This is a genomic window from Micromonospora chalcea (assembly GCF_002926165.1).
In the GTDB taxonomy this organism is placed as follows: domain Bacteria; phylum Actinomycetota; class Actinomycetes; order Mycobacteriales; family Micromonosporaceae; genus Micromonospora; species Micromonospora chalcea.
On sequence record NZ_MAGP01000145.1, the window covers coordinates 1 to 22912 of the forward strand.

The window sequence follows — 22912 nt, forward strand, 5'->3', positions numbered from 1 at the left end:
GGGCCGGGGCGGGGGGCGGCTCGGGTGGCGCTGGCGCACGGCGGGGCCGGGGGCGACCGTGACCGGCGCAGGGATCAAGCCTGACCGCCCGGAGCCGGGCACGGTCGCCCCCGGCCCCCACCTCAACCGACCTCTCAGACAGGCTCGGTGACGAAGTCGATCAACCGCTCCATCGCGTTGATCAGCGGCGTCTCCACGTCGGCGAAACTGTCCACCCGGGACAGGATGTGCCGCCACATGTCAGCCGGCTCGACCACCCCGAGCGCCGCGCAGACCCCCTCCTTCCAGGGCTGCCCCGGCGGCACCACCGGCCAGGCCGCGATGCCCAGGGCCGCCGGGCGTACCGCCTGCCACACGTCGACGTACGGGTGCCCGGTGACCAGCACGTGCGGCGAGTTCACCCGGGCCACGATCCGGCTCTCCTTCGAGCCGGGCACCAGGTGGCCGACCAGTACGCCGAGGCGGCGGCCGGGGCCGGGGCCGAACGCGCGTACCTCGTCGGCGAGCGCGTCGATGCCGTCCAGCGGTTCCACCACGACGCCTTCGATGCGCAGGTCGTCGCCCCAGATCCGCTCGACCAGCGCGGCGTCGTGCACGCCCTCGACCCAGATCCGGCTGGCCTTGGCGACCTGCGCCCGTACGCCGTCCACAGCTATCGAGCCGGACGCGGTACGGCGGCGCGCGGCGGGCACCGGGGCGCGGGCCGGCCGCCGTAGCGTGACCGGCCGGCCGTCGAGCAGGAACGCGGCGGGCAGCAGCGGGAAGTTTCGCCGTCGCCCGTGCCGGTCCTCCAGCACCACCGCGCCGGTGTCGAAGCCGACCACCGCGCCGCAGAACCCGGAGTCGGCGTCCTCGACCACCAGGTCGGGCTCGGCGTCGACCTCGGGGGTCACCTTCCGTCGCCGCCAGTCGCCGGCCAGCACGTCGCCGTCGTATCGCCCCGCCATGCCGGAGACGCTAGCCACGACCTCGGCGTGTCGCTCGCCGACGCGCCGACCGGGGCGTCATCCGTCGGCACGAAACGGTGCGAAGGGGTTAGTTGGGGGCAGGTCGCGCCACCGGAGCGGCAGCCGAGACAGCAGCGGCGCGGAGCACGTACCCTTTCGGCATGTCCTCCCCCGCAGCGGGCGCGGCCACACTGGCTCCGCGCCGGTCGAGCCGGTTCGTCGCCTGGGTGCGTGCCTGGCGAGCCGGCCTGGTGCCGTTCGACGAGGTGGCCGACGCGGTCGCCGGCGACGAGGAGCACCTGGTCGCCGACGCACCCGGCACCTGGACCGACGTGTCCCTGCGGGAGGCGCTGCCCAGCCTGGCCAAGCACTCCCCGGACGACATCCGCCTGGTGCTGCCCGCGCCGGGCGACCCGCGCGGCCTGCCCGGCCCGGGCGCGTTCGCCGGGGCCGCGCTGGCGGCCGGCGAGGCGGTGGTGGCCAGCGGCATGGGGTTGGTGCCGGAGGTCCGCACGCACACCTCCGGGTCGGGGATGACCTGGGAGACAGTGCTCTGGCGGGTCCACCCGCTGCCGGCGGACGCGCCGAAGGCGTCCCTGTCCACGCCCGGCGCGGCGGAGGCCGAGGCCGAACTCTCCGCGGTGCTCGCCGAGACGACAGCCACGCTGACCCGCCTCGACGTCGCGCAGTGGCGGCCCGAGCTGGCCGGTGCGCTCGCCGCCCTGCGCCGCCCGGACGGAGGCACCGACCTCCCGCCCGGCTTCGACCCGCGGGCCCGCCGGCTGTTCGCGCGCGCCGCCGTACTCGATCGGGTGCTGGCGCTGGCCGGAGAGAGCGCGCCCGGCGGCGCGGTGAACACCTACGAGGCGCAGCAGCGCGATGCGGCGCTTCGGCCGCTGACCACCGCCTGCCGGCAGGCCCTGGTGGCCGCCTGCAACGCGCCGCTGCGGCTGTAGAACCCCGGCTCAGACCTCGTCGATCAGGTCGGCCACCGAGTCGACGATCCGCGACGGACGGTACGGGTACCGCTCGGCCTCGGCCCGGCTGCTGATGCCGGTGAGCACCAGGATCGTCTCCAGGCCGGCCTCCAGGCCGCACAGGATGTCGGTGTCCATCCGGTCGCCGATCATCGCGGTCGACTCGGAGTGGGCGTCGATCGTGTTCAGCGCCGAGCGCATCATCATCGGGTTGGGCTTGCCGACGAAGTACGGGTCGACACCTGTCGCCTTGGAGATCATCGCCGCCACCGAACCGGCCGCCGGCAGCGCGCCCTCCATCGACGGGCCGGTGGCGTCCGGGTTGGTGCAGATGAACCGGGCGCCGTCGTTGATCAGCCGGATCGCCTTGGTTATCGCCTCGAAGCTGTAGGTGCGTGTCTCCCCCAGCACCACGTAGTCCGGGGCGAAGTCGCTGAGCACGTACCCCACCGCGTGCAGCGCCGTGGTCAGCCCGGCCTCACCGATGACGTACGCGGTCCCGCCCGGCCGCTGGTCGGCCAGGAACTGGGCGGTGGCCAGGGCGGACGACCAGATCGCCTCCTCCGGCACGTCCAGCCCCATCCGGGCCAGCCGGGCCTGGAGGTCACGCGGGGTGTAGATGGAGTTGTTCGTCAGCACCAGGAACGGCTTGCCGGAGGCACGCAGCTTCTTGACGAACTCCGGCGCGCCCGGCACCGGCTGTCCCTCGTGCACCAGCACGCCGTCCATGTCGGTGAGCCAGCTCTGCACCGGCTTGCGGTCAAGCATCGTGTCGTCCCCAGGGGTGTCGTCGGGTCGGGCTCAGGGCCGGCGGGCCGGGGGTACGCAGCACAACGCCGGGCAGGTGTCCCAGGCCGGCAGTTCGCCGAGCCGGCGGCGCAGCCGCTCGCCGTCCGGGGCGGTGCGTTCCAGCACCAGCTCGCGGACCATCGCGACGAACCGCGGGTCGACGCCCGGGGTGCCGGCGCGGACGAAGTCCAGGCCGAGCTGCTTGGCCGTCTCCAGCGCCTCGGTGTCCAGGTCCCACACCACCTCCAGGTGGTCGGAGACGAAGCCGATCGGGCTGACCACGACGCTCGTCACGCCCTGATCGGGCAGCGTGGCCAGGTGGTCGTTGACGTCCGGCTCCAGCCACGGCACCTGCGGCGGGCCGGACCGGCTCTGCCAGACCAGGTCGTACGCGAGGTCCGGCGCGGCCGCGGCGTGCACCAGCCGGGCGACCTCCTCGAGCTGGGCGGTGTACCGGCCGCCGTGCGGGCCGGCGCTGGCGGCCGCCGACATCGGGACCGAGTGCGCGGTGAAGACCAGCCGGGTGCTGTCCCGCTTCGCGGGGTCGAGCTGGGCGAGCACGGCGCGGACCGCGTCGGCGTGCGGCTCGATGAAGCCGGGGTGGTCCCAGAACTGGCGCAGCTTCTCGATCAGCGGGGCGTCCGGGCCGACCGCGGCGCGGGCCGAGGCGATGTCCTCCTGGTACTGCCGGCAGGAGGAGTAGCCGCCGTACGCGCTGGTGACGAACGCCAGCGCCCGGGTGATCCCGTCGTCGCGCATCCGCGCCACCGTGTCGGCGAGCATCGGATCCCAGTTGCGGTTGCCCCAGTAGACCGGCAGGTCGACGCCGTTGGCGGCGAAGTCCGCGCGGATCGCCGCGAGCAGGTCACGGCACTGCTGGTTGATCGGCGACACCCCGCCGAAGTGCAGGTAGTGCTCGGCGACCTCGGCCAGCCGCTCCGGCGGCACCCCCCGCCCCCGGGTGACGTTCTGCAGGAACGGGAGAACGTCCTCGGGCCGCTCCGGGCCGCCGAAGGAGACCAGCACCAACGCGTCGTACGCCATGGGGTCCATTCTTCCTCGCCCGCCGTGACGGTGTGGCGACGCCCCCTGGTCGGCGCGGTGACCACCCGGGCATGGGGTGTTAAGAAGGGCCCCTTCCTATGCGCGAGGCGTTAAGAAGGGGCCCTTCCTTACATCTCAGGCGCCGATGGCGTGGTAGCCGCCGTCGACATGGACGATCTCGCCGGTGGTGGCCGGGAACCAGTCCGACAGCAGCGCCAGGCAGGCCCGGGCGGCCGGCTCCTGGTCGGTGAGGCTCCAGCCCAGCGGGGCCCGCTCGGTCCAGGCGTCCTCGAACTGGTCGAAGCCGGGGATGGACTTGGCGGCGATGGTGCGCAGCGGGCCGGCCGCGACCAGGTTGCTGCGGATGCCCTGCTTGCCCAGGTGCAGCGCCAGGTAGCGGGAGGCGGACTCCAGCCCGGCCTTGGCCACGCCCATCCAGTCGTAGACCGGCCACGCCTTGGTGGCGTCGAAGGTGAGGCCCACCACGGCGCCGCCGGAGGACATCAGCGGCAGCGCGGCCATGGCCAGGGACTTGTACGAGTAGGTGGAGACCTGGAGCGCAGTGGCCACGTCCGCCCACGGGGCGTCGAGGAAGCCGCCGCCGAGGCAGCTCTGCGGGGCGAACCCGATCGAGTGCACCACCCCGTCCAGGCCGTCGACGTGCTCGCGTACCTTGTCGGCCAGCCCGGCCAGGTGCTCCTCGCTGGTGACGTCCAGCTCGATCACCGGCGCGGGTTCGGGCAGCCGCTTGGCGATCCGCTCCACCAGGGAGAGCCGGCCGTAGCCGGTGAGCACGACCTGGGCGCCGTTCTCCTGGGCGAGTTTCGCCACCGAGAAGGCGATCGAGGCGTCGGTGATGACGCCGGTGACCAGCAGTCGCTTACCGGCGAGAAGTCCGGACATTGCGTGTCTCCTCCGTGCTCTGCTCAGTGACCCATGCCGAGGCCGCCGTCGACCGGGATGACGGCGCCGGTGACGTAGCCGGCCGCGTCCGAGGCGAGCCAGGTGACGACGCCCGCGACCTCGTCCGGGGTGGCCATCCGCCCGGCCGGGATCGCCTTGCGCAGCTCCGCCTTGCGTTCCTCGGGCAGCCCGGCGGTCATGTCGGTGTCGATGAAGCCGGGCGCCACCACGTTCGCGGTGATGTTGCGGCTGCCCAGCTCGCGGGTGATCGAGCGGGCCACACCGACCAGGCCGGCCTTGCTGGCCGCGTAGTTGACCTGGCCCGCGCCACCGAAGAGGCCGACCACCGAGGAGATGAAGATCATCCGGCCCCACCGGTTCCGGAGCATCTTCGTCGAGGCCCGCTTGGCGACCCGGAACGAGCCGCTCAGGTTGGTGTCGAGCACGCGGGTGAACTGTTCCTCGGACATCCGCATGAGCAGCGTGTCGTCGGTGATGCCGGCGTTGGCGACGAGCACCTCCACCGGGCCCAGCTCGGCCTCGACCGCGGTGAACGCGGCGTCGACCGACTCGGCGTCGGTCACGTCACACCGCACCCCGAACAGGCCCTCCGGGGCCTCGCCGCTCCGGTACGTGACGGCCACCCGGTCGCCCTGCTTGGCGAAGGCCTGCGCGATGGCCAGGCCGATCCCCCGGTTGCCGCCGGTCACCAGCACCGTACGGGCCACGGATCCCCCTCTGCTCCAGTGATCTCTCGGTCCGGTCGGAGCCTAGGGGTTACCGGTAGGTAAGCGCTAACCCGAGCAGGTCACACGCCGGCGCCGCCGGGGTCGGCGGCCGCGCGCGCGACACCCGCACACACCGGTGTACGATCACCGGGTCTGCGGGCCGGTCTGCGCCCGCGTTCCGGGCCCCGCCGACCGTAGGAGGTGATCGCTGTGCGAGATAGCGATCCTCCCAGTCGTGGCCGGGCCCACCGTCAGCCCCGCTGAGCCACGGCTCGGTCGACGCGGCTGACCCGCTTCCCGCCCTCCGCACCGCATCCGCTCTCCGGCGCCCACGCCGGGGCGGCCCTGCCGCGCGGCGGAGCACCCGGTCACGACTTCGTGCGCGTACGCCCCGACCCCCCACGGCCCGTACCGGGCCGACTGTCGCCACGGAGCACACCCATGAGCCGTTACGTCGCCCCCCTGGGTTTCACCCTCGCCGCCGTCTGGGTGGCGGTCCTGTTCGTGCTGGCCGGCGGCGGTCACTGACCACCGCCGGCCGGGCCCGGCTCAGACCAGCCGGGACGTCCAGAGCAGACTCAGCCCGCCCGCGCACAGCGCCAGCAGCAGGGCGACGCCCGCGTACCACTGGGTGATCTCGCGCGGCTCGGTCCGGTAGCCGATCGAGCTGCCCATGTCCTGGTAGACCTGCTTCAGCTCGCTGGCCGACGCGGCCTCGTAGAAGAAGCCCTGGGTGGTCTCCGCGAGCTGGGACAGCGCGGTGCGGTCCACCGGCACCCGCTGGAGCTGCCCGCCGATGTCGACCTGGCCCGAGTCGGTGCCGAACGCGATGGTGGACACCGGCACGTTCGCCGCCTGCGCCGCCGCGGCGGCCTCCTCCACCGACCGGCCGGAGGTCCGGTAGCCGTCGGACAGCAGCACGATCCGGGCCGGCGGGATGCCGGCGGCGCCGTCGGCCGGCACCGAGCGGATCGCCTCCAGGCAGGTGAAGACCGCCTCGCCGGTGGCGGTCGCCTCGGCCAGCACCAGCCCGTCGATGGCGGTGTTCACCGCCGCCCGGTCCTTGGTCGGCGGCACCAGCACGTTCGCGGACTTCGCGAACGACACGAGCCCCAGGTTGTAGCTCTCCGGCAGCTCGCCGACGAACTGCTTGGCCGCCTCCTGCGCCGCCTCCAGGCGGTTCGGCGACACGTCGTCGGCCTGCATCGACAGCGACACGTCGATGGCGAGCATGACGGTGGCCCGCTCCAGCGGCTCGCGGGTGTCGATCGCCGGGCGGGCCAGCCCGGTCGCCAGCACCAGCAGGCAGAGCAGGAACGCGGTGGCCGCCACGTGCCGCCGCCAGCCCAGTCCCTTGGGCGCGACGGTACGCAGCAGGTCGACGTTTGTGAACCGCAGCGCGTACTGCCGGCGGTGCAGTTGCCGCCAGACGTACGCGGCGGCGAGGGCGAGCACCGGCAGCACGGCCAGCAGCCACCACGGTTGCAGAAAACGGATCATCGAGTCGTCCCTCGGGTGCGGGCGTGCCGCTGCGCGGCGACGAAACGCACCATGTCCAGCAGCCAGTCTCGGTCGGTACGCAGGCGCAGGTGGGCCGCGCCCGCGGCGCGCAGCTCGGCGGCGATCGCCCCGCGCTGGGCGGCCGCCGCCTCGGCGTACCGGCGGCGCAGTCCCGGGTCGGCGGTCTGCACCTCGTGCAGCTCGCCGCTCTCCGGGTCGACCACCGGCAGCACCCCCACGTCGGGCAGTTCCAGTTCCCGCGGGTCGACCACCTCCACGGCCAGCACGTCGTGGCGGACCCGCAGCTTACGCAGCGGCCGGCCCCACTGCTGCGGCGGCGCGAGGAAGTCGGAGATGACCACCGCCACGCCGCGCCGCCGGGGCGGCCGGTTGAGCATGTCGACGAGCGCGCCGAGGTCGCTGCGACCGGGCCGGATCTCGGCGCCGGCCACCGCCCGCAGCAGCCCCTGGGCCTCCTTGCGGCCGGACCGGGCGGGCAGCCGCAGCATCGTCCCCGGCCCGCCGGCCCCGCCGGTGCCGACGACGGCGCCGATCCGGTTGCCGCCCCGCACGGTGAGATGGGCCAGCGCGGCGACGGCGGCGACCGCCACGTCCCGCTTGAGCCACCGGCCGGTGCCGAAGTCCAGGCTGGCCGACATGTCCACAGCCAGCCAGGTCTCCAGCTCGCGGTCGGCGACCGTACGCCGCACGTGCGGCATGGTGGTGCGGGCGGTGACCGGCCAGTCCATCCGGCGCACGTCGTCGCCGGGCCGGTACTCCCGGGACTCCCCCGCCTCGCTGCCCGGGCCGGGCAGCAGCCCGGCGTAGTCGCCCTGGAGCAGCCCGTCCAGCTTGCGGGTGACCATGAGCTGGAGCCGGGCCAGCACGGCTCCGGAGCGGTCGCCGGTGGCGAGCCGGGTGGGCGGGGTCACGGCCGCTGCCCGGGCCATCCGTTGTGCGGCACCGCCGGCGGCGGCGCGGCCTGCTGACGGGGCGCGACGGCGGGCAGCGGGATGGTCGACATCACCCGGTGCACGATGTGGTCGGCCGGCACGTCGTCGGCGAGCGCGTCGTAGCTGAGCACCAGCCGGTGTCGCAGGATGTCCGGCGCGATGTCCTGCACGTCCTGCGGCAGCGCGTAGTCGCGCCCGCGCAGCAGCGCCAGCGCGCGGGTGGCCCGGACCAGGCCGAGCGAGGCGCGCGGGCTGGCGCCGTACTGGATGAGCTGGGCGACGTCGGGCATGCCGTGCTCGGCCGGCGCCCGGGTGGCGAGCACCAGCCGGACCGCGTAGTCGACGAGCGCGTTGTGCACGAAGACCTGGTCGGCCTTGCGCTGCAGGGCGATCAGGTCGGGGGTGTCGAACACCCGGGCCGGCTCCGGCGGGGCGACGCCCATCCGGTAGACGATCTCGCGTTCCTCGGCATCGGTCGGGTAGCCCACGACGATCTTCATGAGGAAGCGGTCCCGCTGCGCCTCCGGCAGCGGGTAGACGCCCTCCTGCTCGATCGGGTTCTGGGTGGCCATCACCAGGAACGGGTCCGGCACCCGGTGACTCTCGCCACCGATGGAGACCTGCCGCTCGCTCATCACCTCCAGCAGCGCCGACTGCACCTTGGCCGGCGCGCGGTTGATCTCGTCGGCGAGCAGGAAGTTGACGAAGACCGGACCCAGCTCGACGTCGAACTTCTCGCTGGACTGCCGGTAGATCCGGGTGCCCATGATGTCGGCGGGCACCAGGTCCGGCGTGAACTGGACCCGGGCGAACGATCCGCCGACGACCCGGGCCAGCGTCTCCACGGCGAGCGTCTTGGCCACGCCCGGTACGCCCTCCAGCAGGCAGTGCCCCCGGGCCAGCAGCGCGACGAACATCCGCTCGACCATCCGGTCCTGGCCGACGATCACCCGCTTGGTCTCGAACAGCGCCCGCTCCAGCAGCGTGGCGTCCTGCGCCGGGGTGGTGGCCGCCGGGGGCGGGGCGTCCGGCGGCGCCTCGGTCGGGTTCGGCACGTCGGGTGTGGTCGGCTGGGCCACCGGTCCTCCACAGCAGGGTCGTCGTCGCGGCGTGGTGCGTATCAAGACTGTCATGCCTCGCTGAGAGCCGAGGGTGGGAGAGGCACGATTTTCGCCGCGCCGTCCGGCCACGCCGTACCGCCGCACGAAAACGCTGAACACGGGTGGACAAAAAGGGGTCCGCAGTGTGTACGATTCACCCCGTCGCCGGGCGGCTCCCCCCGTGGCCGCCCGGCGCTAAAACTCCCGGCGTGCGACGCCTAGACTCGCCCCGGTGACGACTCCCAACGCCCCCGAAGACGAGCTGATCTGCTCGGCGCGGGGGTGTCGCGCTCCCGCCGCCTACCAGCTCCGCTGGCACAATCCCCGCCTGCACGCGCCCGACCGGCGCAAGACCTGGCTCGCCTGCCCGGCGCACCGGGACTCCCTCGGGGACTTCCTCGACGCACGCGGCTTCCTCCGCGAGGTGGTCCCGCTTCCCTGATCGCCTACGCTCGAAGCGTGAGCGAGCAGACGACCCGAGCCCGTACCGGCGGCGAGCACGGCAGGTCCTCCCGGTGAGCGGTGACGGCCACACCGGCCTCCCGCCCGCGTCGCGCAGCGCGCTGGAGCCCTGGCCGGACACCGTCGACTGGCGGCCGATCTCCCGCGACCTGATCTGGGTGGAGCTGATCCGGCTCGGCATCGGGCTGGCGGCGCTGCTGGTGGTGCTCGGCGTGGCCTGGGCGCTGTCCGGGCACTGGCTGCTCGGCGCCGCCGTCGGCGTGGCCCTGCTGATCGGCGTCTGGCGGGCGATCACCATCGTGCGCGCGGTCCGCGCCTGGGGGTACGCCGAGCGCGACGACGACCTGCTGGTGCGGCACGGTCTGCTGGTGCGGCGGCTCTCCATCGTGCCGTACTCCCGGATGCAGTTCGTCGACGTGAGCGCCGGTCCGCTGGAGCGTGCCTTCGACCTCGCCACGGTGCAGTTGCACACGGCGGCGGCCGCCAGCGACGCCCGGGTGCCGGGGCTGCGTCCGGCCGAGGCGTCCCGGCTGCGCGACCGGCTCACCGCGCTGGGCGAGGACCGGGCGGAGGGCCTGTGAGCGACCGGAGCGATCCCGGCGCGCCGCGGCCCCACGACGACCGGCCCGGGGCGGCGCCCGGTCCCCCACCGCCGGTCGGTCCGGAACAGCCGCCCGGGCCGGGTTACGGGCCGCCCGCCGCGCCGCCCGGCTACGGACCGCCGCCCGGATACGCGCCACCACCCGGTTACGGGCCCCCGCCCGGATACGGGACGGCAGCCGACGCGACGCCCGGGCCGTGGCCCGCGCCCGCGCCGCCGTACCCGGGTCCCTGGGGTCCGGCGGCCGCGCCCTCGGCGGACGGCGAGGAACCGCGGCAGCGGCTGCATCCGCTGAGCCCCGCGCTGCACGGCGCGAAGTCACTCGTCGTCGTGATCGCCGGTCTGTCCTGGTCGACGCTGTCGCGGGTCGGGTTCGGCTGGTTCGCCCTGCTGGTCACGGTCTTCGTGCTCGGGGCCACCGTGCTGTCCGTGGTGAGCTGGTGGAACACCGGTTACCACCTGGTGGGCCGGGAGCTGCGCGTGTACGAGGGCCTGCTGTGGCGGCGCACGCGCGCCATCCCGCTGGAACGGTTGCAGGCGGTGGAGGTGGTCCGGCCGCTGCTGGCCCAGCTCACCGGCCTGGCCGAGCTGCGGCTCGAGGTGGTCGGCGGGGGCAAGACCGAGGCGCCGCTGGCCTACCTCAGCGTGGCCGAGGCCACGGTGCTGCGGCAGCGGCTGCTCGCTGTCGCCGGCCGGGCCCCGACGCCCGCCGCGACCGAGCCGGGCGTGCCGGCCGCCTCGGGTACGCCTGTCGCGCCCGCGCCGGCCGGCCGCCGGCTGCACGTCGTCCGCAACCAGGACCTGCTGGTCAGCCAGTTGCTCACGCCGCAGGCGTTCCTGCTGCCGGTCGGCGTGGTGTTCGTGGGCGCCCAGTTCCTCTCCGAGGGCTCGTGGTCGTTCATCGCGGTGGCGAGCACGCTCACCGCGATGGCGGGTGTGGTGCTGCAACCGGTCCGGCGGGTGCTCGACGACTGGAGTTTCCGGCTCGACCGGGACGACGGCACGCTGCGTGTGCACAACGGGCTGCTGGAGACGCGGGTGCAGACGGTGCCGCTGCACCGGGTGCAGACCGTGCGGGCGACCTGGCCGCTGCTCTGGCGGATGAAGGGCTGGCTGCGGCTGCGGCTGGAGGTGGCCGGCTACTCGGCCGGTGAGCCGGACGACCGCAACCGCCCGGACCGGCTGCTGCCGGTCGGCGACGCCGGCACCGGCGCGATGGTGGTGGCGGAGGTGCTGCCCGGCGTGCGGCTGGACGAGCTGCCCGGCACGCCGCCCCCGTCCCGGGCCCGCTGGCTGCGCCCGCTGAGCCGCAAGGTGGTCGGCGCCGGTCTCGACGAGCGGGTGTTCGTGGCCCGGTCCGGGCTGCTGACCCGCCAGCTGACGCTGGTGCCGTACGCCCGGATCCAGAGCGTGCGCGTCACCCAGGGCCCGGCGCAGCGGCTGCTGCGGCTGGCCACCGTGCACGCGGACACCGCGGGCGGGGCCGGGGCGGCGGCGGTCGACCGGGACCTGGCCGACGCCTGGGAGCTGGCCGCGGAGCTGACCGAGCGGTCGCGGGCCGCGCGCCGGGCCGACCACCGCCGCTGACCCGCCAGCGGGGCTAGCGTCGCTCGGCCGGCACCGCGTCCCGGTCGTCCGCGGGGGTGTCGGCCGCGGTGGCGGGCTGCGGCACGCCGGCCGCGCCGGCGGGCTCACCGGCACGCCGGGCCCGCCGCGCCGCCCACCAGCGCTCGGCCAGGCCGACCACCAGGAACGTCATGCCCACGTACGCCCAGCCGACCAGCACGTCGATCAGGTAGTGCTCGCCGCTGTACATCAGCGTGAACGTCATGGCCAGCGGATACGCCAGCATCAGCGGCCACCAGCGCTTGCGCACCGACCGCATGAAGAACAGCACCACGAACAGCGCGAACGCGGTGTGCAGCGACGGCATGGCGGCCACCGGGTTGGAGGCGATCTGCCCGGCGTTGAGCAGATTGCCCGCGCCGTGCATGCCGATCTCCTTCCACCCCCGGGTGGAGATCCGCGCGACCTCGGTCAGCAGGCCGTTCTGCGCCGCCCACCACGGCGGCGCGGCCGGGTAGGCGAAGTAGGTGACCAGGCCGGCCGCGCACAGGAAGCCCCAGCGGGACATGTACGCGATCCAGCGCCGCCGGTTGCGCATCCACAGCACGGCCGCGGCGGCGAACGTCGCCACGAAGTGCGAGAAGTAGATCCAGCTCACCAGCACGTCCCACCAGCGCACCTCGGACGGGTCGTACAGGCGCTCCTGCAGCCAGATCGTCGGCACCTCACCGCCGGTGAGCCAGCCGGTGAGGAACCGGTCGGCGACGATCAGCTCCATCGCGTGCGGGGTGGCGCCGTTGTCGGCGAAGCCCCGGGACAGGTTGTACGCGGCGAGCAGCAGCACCACCGGGATCCAGTCCCGGGCGAAGCGCAGGTGGCTGCGCCACGGGCGGGCCGAGTTCCAGGCGATGGTGCCGGCCCAGATCCACAGGAACGCGTACGCCGGGTCGGTGGGCAGGCCGATGACGAGCCAGCCCGCCACGAAGGTGACGCCCCAGATGGTCATCGCGATCACACGGCGGCGCCCGCCGTCGGGCGACTCGGTGGTCGCGTCGGGGGCGGGGGTCGGAGATTGTGTCTGCTCGGCCATCGCGGACAAGGTTAACGGCGGGCGACGGGCGGGCCTGCTGGCGGGCGGGGACGACACGGGCGCGGCGGCTCGGACGCCGGACGGCCCCCGTTCATCTGCACTAGGCTCGGCCGCATGCAGGAGCAGCCGGAGTCGCCCTTCACGCCGGGCCTGACCGCCCGCGTCGAGCTGACAGTGACCGACGCCGACACCGCGCAGGCGGTGGGCTCCGGGGACGTGCCGGTGCTCGGCACCCCGCGCGTGCTGGCGCTGGCCGAGGCGGCGACGGTGGCCGCCACCGCGACCCGGATGCCGTCCGGGTCGACCACCGTCGGCGTACGGGTGGAGCTGGAGCACCGCGCGGCCACCCCGGTCGGGCGTACCGTGGCCGCCCACGCCGAGCTGGTGAAGGTCGACGGGAAGCGGCTCGTCTTCGAGGTGACTGTCACCGACGGTCCGACGGTGGCGGCGCAGGGCCGGGTCGAGCGGGCGCTGGTCGACCGGCAGCGCTTCGTCGAGCGGGCCCTCGGCCCGTCATGACCGCCGGCTTCACCGAGGTCGCCCCCGGTGTGCACGTGCGACGTGAGCCGCTGCTGGCGGTGAACGTGGTGCTCGTGGTCGGCGACGGCGCGGCGCTGCTGGTCGACACGCTCTCCACGGCCGGGCAGGCGCGGGAACTGGCGGCGGCGGCGCGGGCAGTGACGCCGTACCCGTGGACGATCGTGAACACGCACCACCACTTCGACCACTGTTTCGGCAACGCCACGCTGGCCGGGCCGGACACCGCGATCTACGCGCACCCGCAGGCCGTGGCGGCGCTGCGGGACCGGCCGGACGCGCTGCGCCGCGCCGCGTACGAGGAGATGCGCGCCGAGCAGCCGGCGCTGGCCGAGGAGCTGGCGCGTACCGAGCCGCGGGCGCCGACGCACGAGGTGGTCGAGGAGACGGTGCTCGACGTCGGGGGCCGCCGGGTGGTGCTGCGCCATCCCGGGCACGGGCACACCGACGCCGACCTGGTGGTGCACGTGCCCGATGCGGACGTGCTGGTGGCCGGCGATCTGGTGGAGCAGAGCGGGCCGCCGGCGTTCGAGGAGTCGTACCCGTTGCGGTGGCCGGACGCGCTGGCCGACCTGCTGCGCCTGACCACGCCCGCGACGGTGGTGGTGCCGGGCCACGGCGAGCCGGTCGGCGCGGATTTCGTCCGCGAGCAGCACGCGCAGCTCGCGCGGCAGGCGTGGCTGATCCGCGCCGGGCACACCGGCAGCGCGCCGCCGGAGCGGGTGGCGGCCGAGTCGCCGTTCGGCGCCCGGCCGGGCCTGATCGCCGCCCGCCGCGGCTACGCCGAACTCGACGGCACCGCCTGAGTGGCGGCCCGGGCTCAGCCGGCGTCGGCGAGGATCTCGCGGAGACGGTTGCGGCACTCGGCGACGAACGCCGGGAACGTGTGCCAGTAGTAGGAGACGCCGCTGGCCGCCACCCCGAGCGCCCAGGCGCGGGCCCGTGCCCAGGTCACGTCGTCGACACCGAGCGCCTCCCGGTAGGCGTGCCGGGCCGGCGGCGGCAGGTCCCAGATCGGCGCGTGTTCCGCGTCCGGGAACCCGACGGTCAGCCCGCCGAAGTCGATCACCGCGCACAGCCGGCCGTCGCGTGCCAGCACATTGGTGGGCTTGAGGTCGGTGTGCAGCCAGACGTGCCGGCCGGCGGGTTCGGGCAGGGTGAGGGCGTCGCGCCAGAGCCGGTGCAGGGTGTCGACGTCGGTCTCGTCGCCGATCCTGCTCCGGCAGTCGTCGAGCGCCGCGCTGACCCAGGTGTCACAGGGGTGCAGGCTGCCGCCGCGGTATCCGCTCAGCGCGTCCGCGCGGGTCGCGCCGAGCAGGTCGGCCGCGTGCAGGTGACGTACGAACACCGCCAGGTCGGCGCCGAGGGCGGCCCAGTCCCGGACCGTGCCGGGTCCGACCTCGTCGCCGTGGATCCACCGCTGCACCGACCACGGCAGCGGGAAGGCGGCGGTCGGCGTCCCGGCGTGGAGCGGTTCCGGCACCGGGTACGGCAGCAGTGGCGCGAGCCGGGGCAGCCACAGCTGTTCCTTGCGCAGCGCGCCGGCCTTCTCCGCGGTGCGGGGCAGCCGGACGAGCAGGTCGTCGCCGAGCCGGTACATGGTGTTGTCGGTCCCGGCGCCGGCCGGGGTCAACGGCAGCGCGGCCCACTCGGGGCGCTGGTCGGTCAGCAGCGCCCGGACGATCCCCTCGTCCACAGCTGTCTCGTCCTGGTGCAGCATCACCCGGCGATCATCCGGTGCCGGGCGGCGCGGCGGCCACCGGGTTTCCGGACGTACGGGGGTCCAGTTCCGGGCGGGTGTGTGCCCGCAGCGTGGTGAGCAGCGTGTCGAGGTGCGGGGCGGCGGCCAGGATCGCGTCACGCGCCGCCGGGTCGAGGTCGGCCAGCGCCTCGGTGAGCAGCGCGGTGCGGTGCCGTTGGTGGTCGGCCATCCGCCGGTGGGCGGCCTCGGTGACGCGCAGCCGGACCACGCGGCGGTCGGCGGGGTCGCGGTCGCGGGCCAGCAGCCCGGCGTCGGTGAGGTCGCGGACCAGCGTGCTCACCGTGTTGGGCGCCGTGCCGAGGCGCCGGGCCACGTCCTTGCCGCTGATGCCCGGCGTGTCCCGGACGAGCAGGAGCAGTTCCACCTGAGCTTCGGGCAGCGGGTCCCGCCCGGCACGCGCCGTGGACCGGCGGCGCACGAGCCGGTGCAGCTCCCCGAGGACCGCGCCGAACCGCGCGACCTGCTCGTTCGTCGCCACGGAGTCACCCGCCTCACATCGCAATAGTTCTGACTACAGAGGTAAGGTACCCGAGCACATCGGATCAGGGGGTACCCGCTCGTGAGTCAAGCCGCGCCGCCCGCCGCACGCCCGACCGGCGCCGGCGCCACCGCGTCCACCGGGGGCGCGAGCCTGCTGGTGCTGCTCGGCACGCTCACCGCGATCGGCCCGCTCTCGCTGGACATGTACCTGCCCGCGTTCCCGGCCATGACCCGCGACCTCGGCGCCGACCAGGCCGGCATCCAGCTCTCGCTGACCACCTGCCTGATCGGCTTGGCATTCGGCCAGCTCGTCACCGGGCCGCTCAGCGACCGCTGGGGGCGCCGCCGCCCGGTGCTGGTGGGCGTGGTCGCGTACACCGTGCTGGCGCTGGCGTGCGCGGCGGCGCCGAACGCCCCGCTGCTGGCCGCCGTCCGGTTCGCCCAGGGCCTGGCCGGCGGCATGGGCGTGGTGGTCGCCCGCGCCGTGGTCCGCGACCTCTACTCGGGCCGGGACGCCGCGAAGTACTTCTCCCGGCTCACCCTGGTCTTCGGGGTCGCGCCGATCGCGGCGCCGGGCGTGGGCAGCCTGGTGCTCCGGTTCGGCTCCTGGCGGTCCGTCTTCCTGGTGCTGGCCGCCATCGGCGCGGTGCTGGCCGTCGCGGTCGCGCTGCGCCTGCCGGAGACGCTGCCGGCCGAGCGCCGCAGCACCGGCGGGCTGGGGGCCACCGCCCGGACCATGCGGTCGCTGCTCGCCGACCGGGTCTACCTCGGGTACGCGCTGACCCAGGGCTTCGCCTTCGCCGGGCTGTTCGCGTACATCTCGGGGTCGTCGTTCGTGTTCCAGGACGTCTTCGGCGTCTCCGCGGCGGTGTTCAGCGTCATCTTCGGCGTCAACGCGCTCGGCCTGGTGGCCGTCGGGCAGCTGAACGCCCGGCTGCTCGACCGGTTCCCGCCACGCCGGCTGCTGGTCACCGCGCTGGCGGTCGGCCTGGTCGCCGCGGCCGGCGTGCTGAGCGGCGCGCTGACCGACGGCCTCGCGCTGACCGCGGTGGCGCTGTTCGGGTACGTCGGCGCGCTGGGCATGGTGACGCCGAACAGCACGGCGCTGGCGCTGGACGCGCACGCCCGCCACGCCGGCACCGCCGCCGCGCTGATGGGCGGCATCCAGTCGGTCGTCGGCGCGCTGGCCGCGCCCCTGGTCGGGCTCGGCGGCGAGGGCAGCGCCCTGCCGATGGCCACGGTCCTGGCCGGCGCCGCCGTCCTCACCCTGGTCACCGTCCTGACGATGACCCGCACGCGGGCTGAGCGCTGAGCGCGTTAAGAAGGGGCCCCTTCTCTACCTGAGGCGTTAACAAGGGGCCCTTCCTTTCACGCGAAGCGGGCGGTCACCTCCTCGCGGGTGGGCATCGCGGTGGCGCCACCCGGTGACTCGCAGACCACTGCGGCCACCCGCAGCGCGAACGCCACCCGCTCCCGCCACCCGGCCGGGTCGGCCGGCTCACCGGCGGCCAGCAGCTCGGCCACCAGCGCGCCCATCACCGAGTCCCCCGCGCCGGTCGCGTCCACCGCGTCCACCTTCGGCGCGGGCACGCGCACCACGTCGTCGCCGGCGGCGACAAGCGCGCCGTCCGCGCCGAGCGTGACCACGACCGTGCTGGCGCCCAGTTCCCGCAGGTACGCGGCCACGCCCTCGACCGGCTCGTGCGGGTAGAGCACCCGCGCGTCGGCGGAACTGAGCTTGACCAGGTGCGCCGCGGCGGCGAACTCGGCGACCACCGCGCGCAGCCCGTCCAGCGCGCCCGGGGCGGTGAGCAGGCTGGGACGGACGTTCGGGTCGAACACCCGCAGCCCGCCGGCGATCGACCAGGCGCGGCGGGCGGCGGCGAGCACCGGCGGGTCGAGCAGCACGATCGAGCCGCAGTAGAGCACGTCCGCGCCCTCGACCAGCGCCACGTCCAGGTCGTCCGGGCCGAGCAGCGCGTACGAGCGGGGCTCGCCGTAGAAGCGGAAGTCCGGCTCGGGGCCGGCGAAGGTGGCCACCGCGAGCGCGGTCGGGGCCGGCACGGTCACCGTCCCGCTCACGTCCACACCGGCGTCGGTGAGGAAGGCGCGGATCCGTCCGGCCAGCGCGTCGTCGCCGAGCGACCCGACGAACCGCGCGTCCCCGCCGAGCCGAGCGGTCGCCACCGCCACGTTGAGCGGTCCCCCGCCGATCGCCTGCCGGTAGACGGGCTCTCCGTCGCGCTCGGCGTCGAGCAGGTCCACCAGCGCCTCGCCGAGCACCACCGCGTACCCCATCCTGGCTCCCCTCGTCGTCCTACCCCGATCCTGGCGCATACCGGCGCCACCGCGCGCCGGGACCCTGGCATCGAACGGCGCCTATTGCGGGCCGCGCCCGGACGTGGTGGGATGGCGGTGCCGGGTGACGACGCGGGGGCTGCCGCGTCACCGGCCGCCGGGTCGATCCGACGCGAGGGCATCCACGGTCCGTTGGGCAACGGACCGCAGACGGTGCGCGCCCGTCGACGGCCACGGCCGCACTCCGACCGGGCGCGGGCACCGCGATCGTCGCATCCGCTCGTCGCAGCGGGGCGGGCCGAACCGGGCCACGCTCCGCGAGTCAGGAGATCCCCGTGCACCGATCCCGATCCCGTACGGCCGCGTTGCTCACCGCGGCCGCCACCCTGACCCTGGGCGCGTTCGCCCTGGTCACCAACTCCGGACCGGCGGCCGCGCACGGCGCGGCCATGACGCCGGGCGCCCGCACCTACCTGTGCTGGAAGGACGGCCTCACCGGGACCGGTGAGATCCGGCCGAACAACCCCGCCTGCTCGTCGGCGGTGGCCGAGAGCGGCGCGAACTCGCTGTACAACTGGTTCAGCGTGCTGCGCTCCGACGCCGGCGGGCGGACCGTCGGGTTCATCCCCGACGGCAAGCTGTGCAGCGGCGGCAACCCCGGCTTCAGCGGGTACGACGCGGCGCGCAACGACTGGCCGATCACCCACCTGACGGCGGGCCGGTCGATGGAGTTCCGGTACAGCAACTGGGCCCACCACCCGGGCACGTTCTACTTCTACGTGACCAAGGACAGCTGGAGCCCGAACCGGCCGCTGGCCTGGAGCGACCTGGAGGAGCAGCCGTTCCTGCAGGTGACCAACCCGCCGCAGCGCGGCGCGGTCGGCACCAACGACGGTCACTACTACTTCACCGGCAACCTGCCGTCGAACAAGAGCGGCCGGCACATCATCTACTCGCGCTGGGTCCGCTCGGACAGCCAGGAGAACTTCTTCGGCTGCTCGGACGTGACGTTCGACGGCGGTAACGGCGAGGTGACCGGGATCGGCTCGGGCGGCAGCAACCCCCCGACGACCGCGCCGCCGACCTCGCCTCCGCCGGTGACGACCAGCCCGACCATGCCGGCCGGCTCCTGCATGGCGGTGTACAAGGTGGTCACCGCCTGGGGTGGCGGCTTCCAGGGCGAAGTGACGATCATGAACCACAGCACCCGGACGTACTCCGGGTGGACCGCGAACTGGACCTGGCCCAGCGGCCAGACCATCAACCAGGTGTGGAACGGCACGCTGAGCGGCAGCGGGGCGTCGGTGAGCGTCTCCAACGCCGCCTACAACGGCAGCGTCCCGCCGGAGGGCACCACCACGTTCGGCTTCACCGCGAACTTCTCCGGCACCAACACCCTGCCGACGGTCACCTGCACCGGCAGGTGACCCCGTAACGGGAAGGGCCCTCGGGGAACACCCCCGGGGGCCCTTCCTCGTCACGCTCGGGTCAGCGGACCATGCTGCCGACGACCGGCTTGGTGAGCAGCGCGGACTGGTTGCGCTGGATGCCCGGGTCGAGCGTCTTGGCCACGAAGATGGCGTGCCAGATGCAGAAGATCAGCACGGTCCACACCTTGCGGGAGTGGTCCGCCTCCTCCCGCTTGTGCTCCTCCAGCAGGCGCATCGCGTACGACAGGTCGATCAGGTCGCCCGCGCCCGAGGTGGACAGCACGTGCCGCGCCCACTCGTACATCTCGCCGCGCAGCCAGACCCGGGTCGGGGTCGGGAAGCCCAGCTTCTTGCGGTTGACGATGGCCGGCGGCACGACGCCCTGCAGCGCCTGGCGCATCGCGTACTTGGTGGCCTCGGAGCGGGGCGGCAGCTTCAGGTCGACCGGGATGCCGGCGGCGACGTTGAACACCTCCCGGTCCAGGAACGGCACCCGCACCTCCAGTGAGTGCGCCATCGAGATCCGGTCGGCCTTGACCAGGATGTCGCCGCGCAGCCAGGTGTAGAGGTCGACGTACTGCATCTTGGTGACGTCGTCCAGCTCGGTGCACTCGGCGTAGATCGGGGCGGTCACGTCGGTGTAGCGCACCGAGGGGTCGTAGCGGCGCAGCAGGTGCTGCTTCTCCTCCTCGGTGAACATCCGGGCGTTGCCGTAGTAGCGCTGCTCGATCGGGGTGGTGCCGCGCTCCAGGAAGCTCTTGCCCTTGACCCCCTGCGGAATGGCCTTGGACACCGCGCGCAGGCCCTTCTGCACGCCGTCGGGCAGGCTGTTCACCGAGTTGAGCGACAGCGGCTCCCGGTAGATCGTGTAGCCGCCGAAGAACTCGTCCGCGCCCTCGCCGGAGAGCACCACCGTGACGTGCTCGGCGGCCTTCTTCGCCACGAAGTACAGCGGCACCAGCGCCGGGTCGGCGACCGGGTCGTCCAGGTGCCAGACGATCTTCGGCAGCGCGTCGATCATGTCCTGCGGCCCGATCTTGGTCGGGATGGTGGTCACGTCGAGGTGCCGGGCCGAGTCCTGGGCCACGTCGATCTCGGAGTAGCCGGGCACGTCGTAGCCGACGGTGAAGGTGAGGATGTTCGGGTTGAACTCGCGGGCCAGCGCCACCACGGCGGTGGAGTCGATGCCGCTGGACAGGAACGAGCCGACCGGCACGTCCGAGCGCATGTGCATCCGGACGCTCTCCCGCAGCGTCTCCCGGATGTCGTGGTAGAGCCGCTGCTCGTCGGAGACCGGGGCCGGCCGGAACACCGGGCGGTACCAGCGGCGCACCTCGATCCGGCCACCAGGGGTCCAGTTCAGGTACTCCCCCGAGCCGATCCGGCTGATCCCCTTGTGCAGCGTGCCCGGCTCCGGCACGTACTGCAGCGTCAGGTAGTGGCTCAGGTTGGCGGTGTCGATGCCCGCGTCGCCCTGGTACGCCGAGTGCGCGAACGGCAGCAGCGCCTTCTTCTCCGACGCCAGGTAGAGGCCGTCCTGGGTCTCCAGGTAGTGCAGCGGCTTGATGCCGAAGTAGTCCCGGGCGCCGAAGGCCCGCCGCTCCTGCCGGTCCCAGATGACGAACGCGAACATGCCGCGCAGCTTGGTGAGCACCTGCTCACCCCAGTAGTGGTAGCCGGCGACGATCACCTCGCCGTCGCCGTTGGTGGCGAACTGGGCGCCGTAGTCGCGGATCAGCTCCTCGCGCAGCTCGATGTAGTTGTAGATCTCGCCGTTGAAGGTGAGCAGGTACCGCCCGCCCGCGTACGGCAGGGGCTCGTGGCTCAGCGCCACGTCGATGATCGCCAGGCGCTTGTGCGCGAACACACCGTCCGCGTACCGGCCGGAGGCGTCGCCGACCACCTCGACCCCGGTCTCGTCCGGGCCACGGTGGTGCAGGCACTCCAGTGCGCCGGCGATGTTGTCGCGGTGGGCGGCGGCGTCGCCGCGCGCGCTGAAGAAGGCCAGGAGTCCGCACATGGCCGCCATCTTTCCACGCGCCGGAAGCCTCCGTCGCGGCACCGCAGGCACCTCCCGCTGTCGTGCGCGCGGTACCGTCTGGACCAGCGACGAGGCTCAGGGAGGGACGGATCATGGCCGAGGAGCGGACGCGACAGGGCAAACCGGCGGACGGTACGGAGTCGCACGACCCGGACTTCCCGGAGGCGTTCCTGTCGTTCATGCGCCAGGGCTGGCGGGACACCGAACTGCCGGTCGCCCCGCGCCCGGAGGCGCCCAACCATGCCAAGCGGCGGGCCGCGCTGGCCGAGGCCTTCCCGGGCGAGACGCTGGTCATCCCCACGGGCAACGAGAAGGTACGCGCCAACGACACCGAGCACCGGTTCCGTCCGGGCAGCGACTTCGCGTACCTGACCGGCGACCTGGAGCCGGACAGCGTCCTCGTGCTGCGCCCGGGTGGCGAGTCCACGCTGTTCATGCGGCCCCGGTCGTCGCGGGTGACCGACGAGTTCTTCCGCAGCCGGCACGGTGAGCTGTGGGTGGGCCGCCGGCCGACGCTGCGGGAGAAGTCCACCGAGCTGGGCCTGCCGACGGCCGACCTGAGCGAGCTGGACGCGACGCTGGCCGAGCTGGCGCCGGGGCGTACCCGGGTGCTGCGCGGCTTCGACGCCCGGGTGGACGCGGCGGTGCGTCAGTACGACGGCGCGCGCGCCGACGGTCAGCCCGGCCGCGACCGGGAGCTGGCCATCGCGATCGCCGAGCTGAAGCTGGTCAAGGACGAGTGGGAGATCGCGCAGCTCCAGGAGGCGTGCGACGCCACGGTGCGCGGCTTCGAGGACGTGGCACGGGCGCTGCCGGCCGACCGCGGCGTCTCCGAGCGGCTGCTGGAGGGCGTCTTCGCGCTGCGCGCCCGGCACGACGGCAACGACGTCGGGTACGGCTCGATCGTCGGGGCCGGCGAGCACGCCACTGTCCTGCACTGGGTGCACAACCACGGCGCCACCCGTCCGGGTGACCTGCTGCTGATGGACATGGGCGTGGAGAACCGCAACCTCTACACCGCCGACGTCACCCGGGTGCTGCCGGTCGACGGCCGGTTCACGCCGTTGCAGCGCCAGGTCTACGACGCCGTGTACGCCGCCCAGCAGGCCGGCATCGAGATGTGCCGGCCGGGCGTGGCGTTCCGGGACGTGCACCTGGCCTCGATGCGGGTGCTGGCGGAGGCGCTGAAGGATCTCGGGCTGCTGCCGGTGAGCGTGGACGAGGCGATGGACCCGGCCTCCACGGTCTACCGGCGGTGGACGCTGCACGGCACCAGCCACATGCTCGGCATCGACGTGCACGACTGCGCCAACGCGCGCAAGGAGAACTACCGGGAGGGTCCGCTCGGCGAGGGGTACGTGCTGACCGTCGAGCCGGGGCTCTACTTCCAGCCGGAGGACGAGATGGTCCCCGAGGAGCTGCGGGGCATCGGCGTGCGGATCGAGGACGACATCCTGGTCACCGCGGACGGTCCGGTGAACCTGTCGGCCGGTCTGCCGCGGCGCTCCGACGAGGTGGAGACCTGGCTGGCCGAGCAGCGTGAGGCGGGCCCCCGCCTGCCCGGCTGAGTCCTGCGGGCCGCGATCTTCCGGCGGGCCCCACCACCGCGCCTTCACGGCAGGTGGTGGGGCCCGCCGCCGTCTGGGGGGAGTTGCGGTCCGCTCACGTGGTTGGTCACCGACCGCCGATCGTGGGAGGAATGCG

General features: G+C 73.9%; 22 protein-coding genes. 9 read left to right on the forward strand and 13 right to left on the reverse strand.

Annotated elements, in window-relative coordinates:
- Nucleotides 1-134 precede the first annotated feature (134 nt).
- On the reverse strand, nucleotides 135-947 hold the full coding sequence (locus tag BAW75_RS24885; protein WP_104115077.1) for a DUF3097 domain-containing protein: 813 nt from the start codon (nucleotides 945-947) through the stop codon (nucleotides 135-137).
- 161 nt (nucleotides 948-1108) lie between these two features.
- Here BAW75_RS24885 and BAW75_RS24890 point away from each other — a divergent pair, with 161 nt between their 5' ends.
- Nucleotides 1109-1903: a hypothetical protein gene (locus BAW75_RS24890; protein ID WP_104115078.1), complete on the forward strand. Its 795-nt coding sequence runs from the start codon at nucleotides 1109-1111 to the stop codon at nucleotides 1901-1903.
- A gap of 9 nt (nucleotides 1904-1912) precedes the next feature.
- On the opposite strand, the gene BAW75_RS24895 is transcribed toward BAW75_RS24890, so the two are convergent.
- The 7 genes from BAW75_RS24895 to BAW75_RS24925 form a co-directional block, all read right to left on the reverse strand.
- Nucleotides 1913-2692: an HAD-IIA family hydrolase gene (locus tag BAW75_RS24895; RefSeq protein WP_043329726.1), complete on the reverse strand. Its 780-nt coding sequence runs from the start codon at nucleotides 2690-2692 to the stop codon at nucleotides 1913-1915.
- 33 nt (nucleotides 2693-2725) lie between these two features.
- Nucleotides 2726-3757: a ferrochelatase gene (locus tag BAW75_RS24900; protein WP_104115096.1), complete on the reverse strand. Its 1032-nt coding sequence runs from the start codon at nucleotides 3755-3757 to the stop codon at nucleotides 2726-2728.
- A gap of 135 nt (nucleotides 3758-3892) precedes the next feature.
- On the reverse strand, nucleotides 3893-4660 hold the full coding sequence (gene fabI, locus BAW75_RS24905; protein WP_043329725.1) for an enoyl-ACP reductase FabI: 768 nt from the start codon (nucleotides 4658-4660) through the stop codon (nucleotides 3893-3895).
- Nucleotides 4661-4683: 23 nt separating this feature from the next.
- Nucleotides 4684-5388: a beta-ketoacyl-ACP reductase gene (gene fabG / locus BAW75_RS24910; protein WP_043329724.1), complete on the reverse strand. Its 705-nt coding sequence runs from the start codon at nucleotides 5386-5388 to the stop codon at nucleotides 4684-4686.
- Nucleotides 5389-5937: 549 nt separating this feature from the next.
- Nucleotides 5938-6888: a VWA domain-containing protein gene (locus tag BAW75_RS24915; protein ID WP_064445352.1), complete on the reverse strand. Its 951-nt coding sequence runs from the start codon at nucleotides 6886-6888 to the stop codon at nucleotides 5938-5940.
- Nucleotides 6885-7838 carry a DUF58 domain-containing protein gene (locus BAW75_RS24920; protein WP_104115079.1) on the reverse strand — a complete coding sequence of 318 codons (954 nt, stop codon included), beginning with the start codon at nucleotides 7836-7838 and terminating at the stop codon, nucleotides 6885-6887. The genes BAW75_RS24915 and BAW75_RS24920 overlap by 4 nt, the downstream gene beginning before the upstream one ends.
- A complete protein-coding gene (locus BAW75_RS24925) occupies nucleotides 7817-8920 on the reverse strand; it encodes an AAA family ATPase (RefSeq protein WP_043329721.1) in 1104 nt (367 codons plus the stop codon). Before BAW75_RS24925 ends, BAW75_RS24920 begins: the two co-directional genes overlap by 22 nt.
- A 253-nt stretch (nucleotides 8921-9173) precedes the next feature.
- On the opposite strand from BAW75_RS24925, the gene BAW75_RS24930 reads away from it, so the two are divergent.
- The 3 genes from BAW75_RS24930 to BAW75_RS24940 all read left to right on the forward strand — a co-directional run bounded on the left by BAW75_RS24930 (nucleotide 9174) and on the right by BAW75_RS24940 (nucleotide 11591).
- Nucleotides 9174-9383, forward strand: a complete 210-nt coding sequence (locus BAW75_RS24930; protein ID WP_069087711.1) for a hypothetical protein — start codon at nucleotides 9174-9176, stop codon at nucleotides 9381-9383.
- Nucleotides 9384-9456: 73 nt separating this feature from the next.
- Complete coding sequence (locus BAW75_RS24935) at nucleotides 9457-9984, forward strand: PH domain-containing protein (RefSeq protein WP_104115080.1); 528 nt, start codon at nucleotides 9457-9459, stop codon at nucleotides 9982-9984.
- Nucleotides 9981-11591 carry a PH domain-containing protein gene (locus BAW75_RS24940; protein WP_420915046.1) on the forward strand — a complete coding sequence of 537 codons (1611 nt, stop codon included), beginning with the start codon at nucleotides 9981-9983 and terminating at the stop codon, nucleotides 11589-11591. The genes BAW75_RS24935 and BAW75_RS24940 overlap by 4 nt, the downstream gene beginning before the upstream one ends.
- Nucleotides 11592-11604: 13 nt before the next feature.
- On the opposite strand, the gene BAW75_RS24945 is transcribed toward BAW75_RS24940, so the two are convergent.
- Nucleotides 11605-12660 carry a phosphatase PAP2 family protein gene (locus tag BAW75_RS24945; RefSeq protein WP_104115081.1) on the reverse strand — a complete coding sequence of 352 codons (1056 nt, stop codon included), beginning with the start codon at nucleotides 12658-12660 and terminating at the stop codon, nucleotides 11605-11607.
- Between the two features lie 114 nt (nucleotides 12661-12774).
- Between BAW75_RS24945 and BAW75_RS24950 the strand changes: the two genes are divergently transcribed.
- Both BAW75_RS24950 and BAW75_RS24955 read left to right on the forward strand, forming a co-directional pair.
- Nucleotides 12775-13179 (forward strand): thioesterase family protein, encoded by a 405-nt coding sequence (locus BAW75_RS24950; RefSeq protein ID WP_030504258.1) that lies wholly within the window; start codon nucleotides 12775-12777, stop codon nucleotides 13177-13179.
- Entirely contained in the window at nucleotides 13176-14003 is an 828-nt protein-coding gene (locus BAW75_RS24955; RefSeq protein WP_104115082.1) for an MBL fold metallo-hydrolase, read from the forward strand. Before BAW75_RS24950 ends, BAW75_RS24955 begins: the two co-directional genes overlap by 4 nt.
- A gap of 14 nt (nucleotides 14004-14017) precedes the next feature.
- Here the strand turns inward: BAW75_RS24955 and BAW75_RS24960 are convergent, their stop codons facing one another.
- Together BAW75_RS24960 and BAW75_RS24965 are read right to left on the reverse strand one after the other, a co-directional pair.
- On the reverse strand, nucleotides 14018-14917 hold the full coding sequence (locus tag BAW75_RS24960) for an aminoglycoside phosphotransferase family protein (RefSeq protein WP_208635304.1): 900 nt from the start codon (nucleotides 14915-14917) through the stop codon (nucleotides 14018-14020).
- Nucleotides 14918-14927: 10 nt separating this feature from the next.
- Nucleotides 14928-15437: a MarR family winged helix-turn-helix transcriptional regulator gene (locus BAW75_RS24965; RefSeq protein ID WP_104115084.1), complete on the reverse strand. Its 510-nt coding sequence runs from the start codon at nucleotides 15435-15437 to the stop codon at nucleotides 14928-14930.
- Between the two features lie 81 nt (nucleotides 15438-15518).
- On the opposite strand from BAW75_RS24965, the gene BAW75_RS24970 reads away from it, so the two are divergent.
- The gene (locus BAW75_RS24970) at nucleotides 15519-16751 is read left to right on the forward strand and encodes a multidrug effflux MFS transporter (protein WP_104115085.1); all 1233 of its coding nucleotides are present in this window, start codon (nucleotides 15519-15521) and stop codon (nucleotides 16749-16751) included.
- Between the two features lie 56 nt (nucleotides 16752-16807).
- On the opposite strand, the gene BAW75_RS24975 is transcribed toward BAW75_RS24970, so the two are convergent.
- Entirely contained in the window at nucleotides 16808-17737 is a 930-nt protein-coding gene (locus tag BAW75_RS24975; RefSeq protein WP_104115086.1) for a carbohydrate kinase family protein, read from the reverse strand.
- Between the two features lie 335 nt (nucleotides 17738-18072).
- Between BAW75_RS24975 and BAW75_RS24980 the strand changes: the two genes are divergently transcribed.
- Nucleotides 18073-19164 carry a lytic polysaccharide monooxygenase auxiliary activity family 9 protein gene (locus tag BAW75_RS24980; RefSeq protein WP_104115087.1) on the forward strand — a complete coding sequence of 364 codons (1092 nt, stop codon included), beginning with the start codon at nucleotides 18073-18075 and terminating at the stop codon, nucleotides 19162-19164.
- A gap of 61 nt (nucleotides 19165-19225) precedes the next feature.
- Here BAW75_RS24980 and asnB read toward each other — a convergent pair whose 3' ends face one another.
- Complete coding sequence (asnB, locus tag BAW75_RS24985) at nucleotides 19226-21187, reverse strand: asparagine synthase (glutamine-hydrolyzing) (RefSeq protein ID WP_043329713.1); 1962 nt, start codon at nucleotides 21185-21187, stop codon at nucleotides 19226-19228.
- Between the two features lie 113 nt (nucleotides 21188-21300).
- Here asnB and BAW75_RS24990 point away from each other — a divergent pair, with 113 nt between their 5' ends.
- Nucleotides 21301-22776, forward strand: a complete 1476-nt coding sequence (locus BAW75_RS24990) for an aminopeptidase P family protein (protein WP_030504250.1) — start codon at nucleotides 21301-21303, stop codon at nucleotides 22774-22776.
- Nucleotides 22777-22912 lie beyond the last annotated feature (136 nt).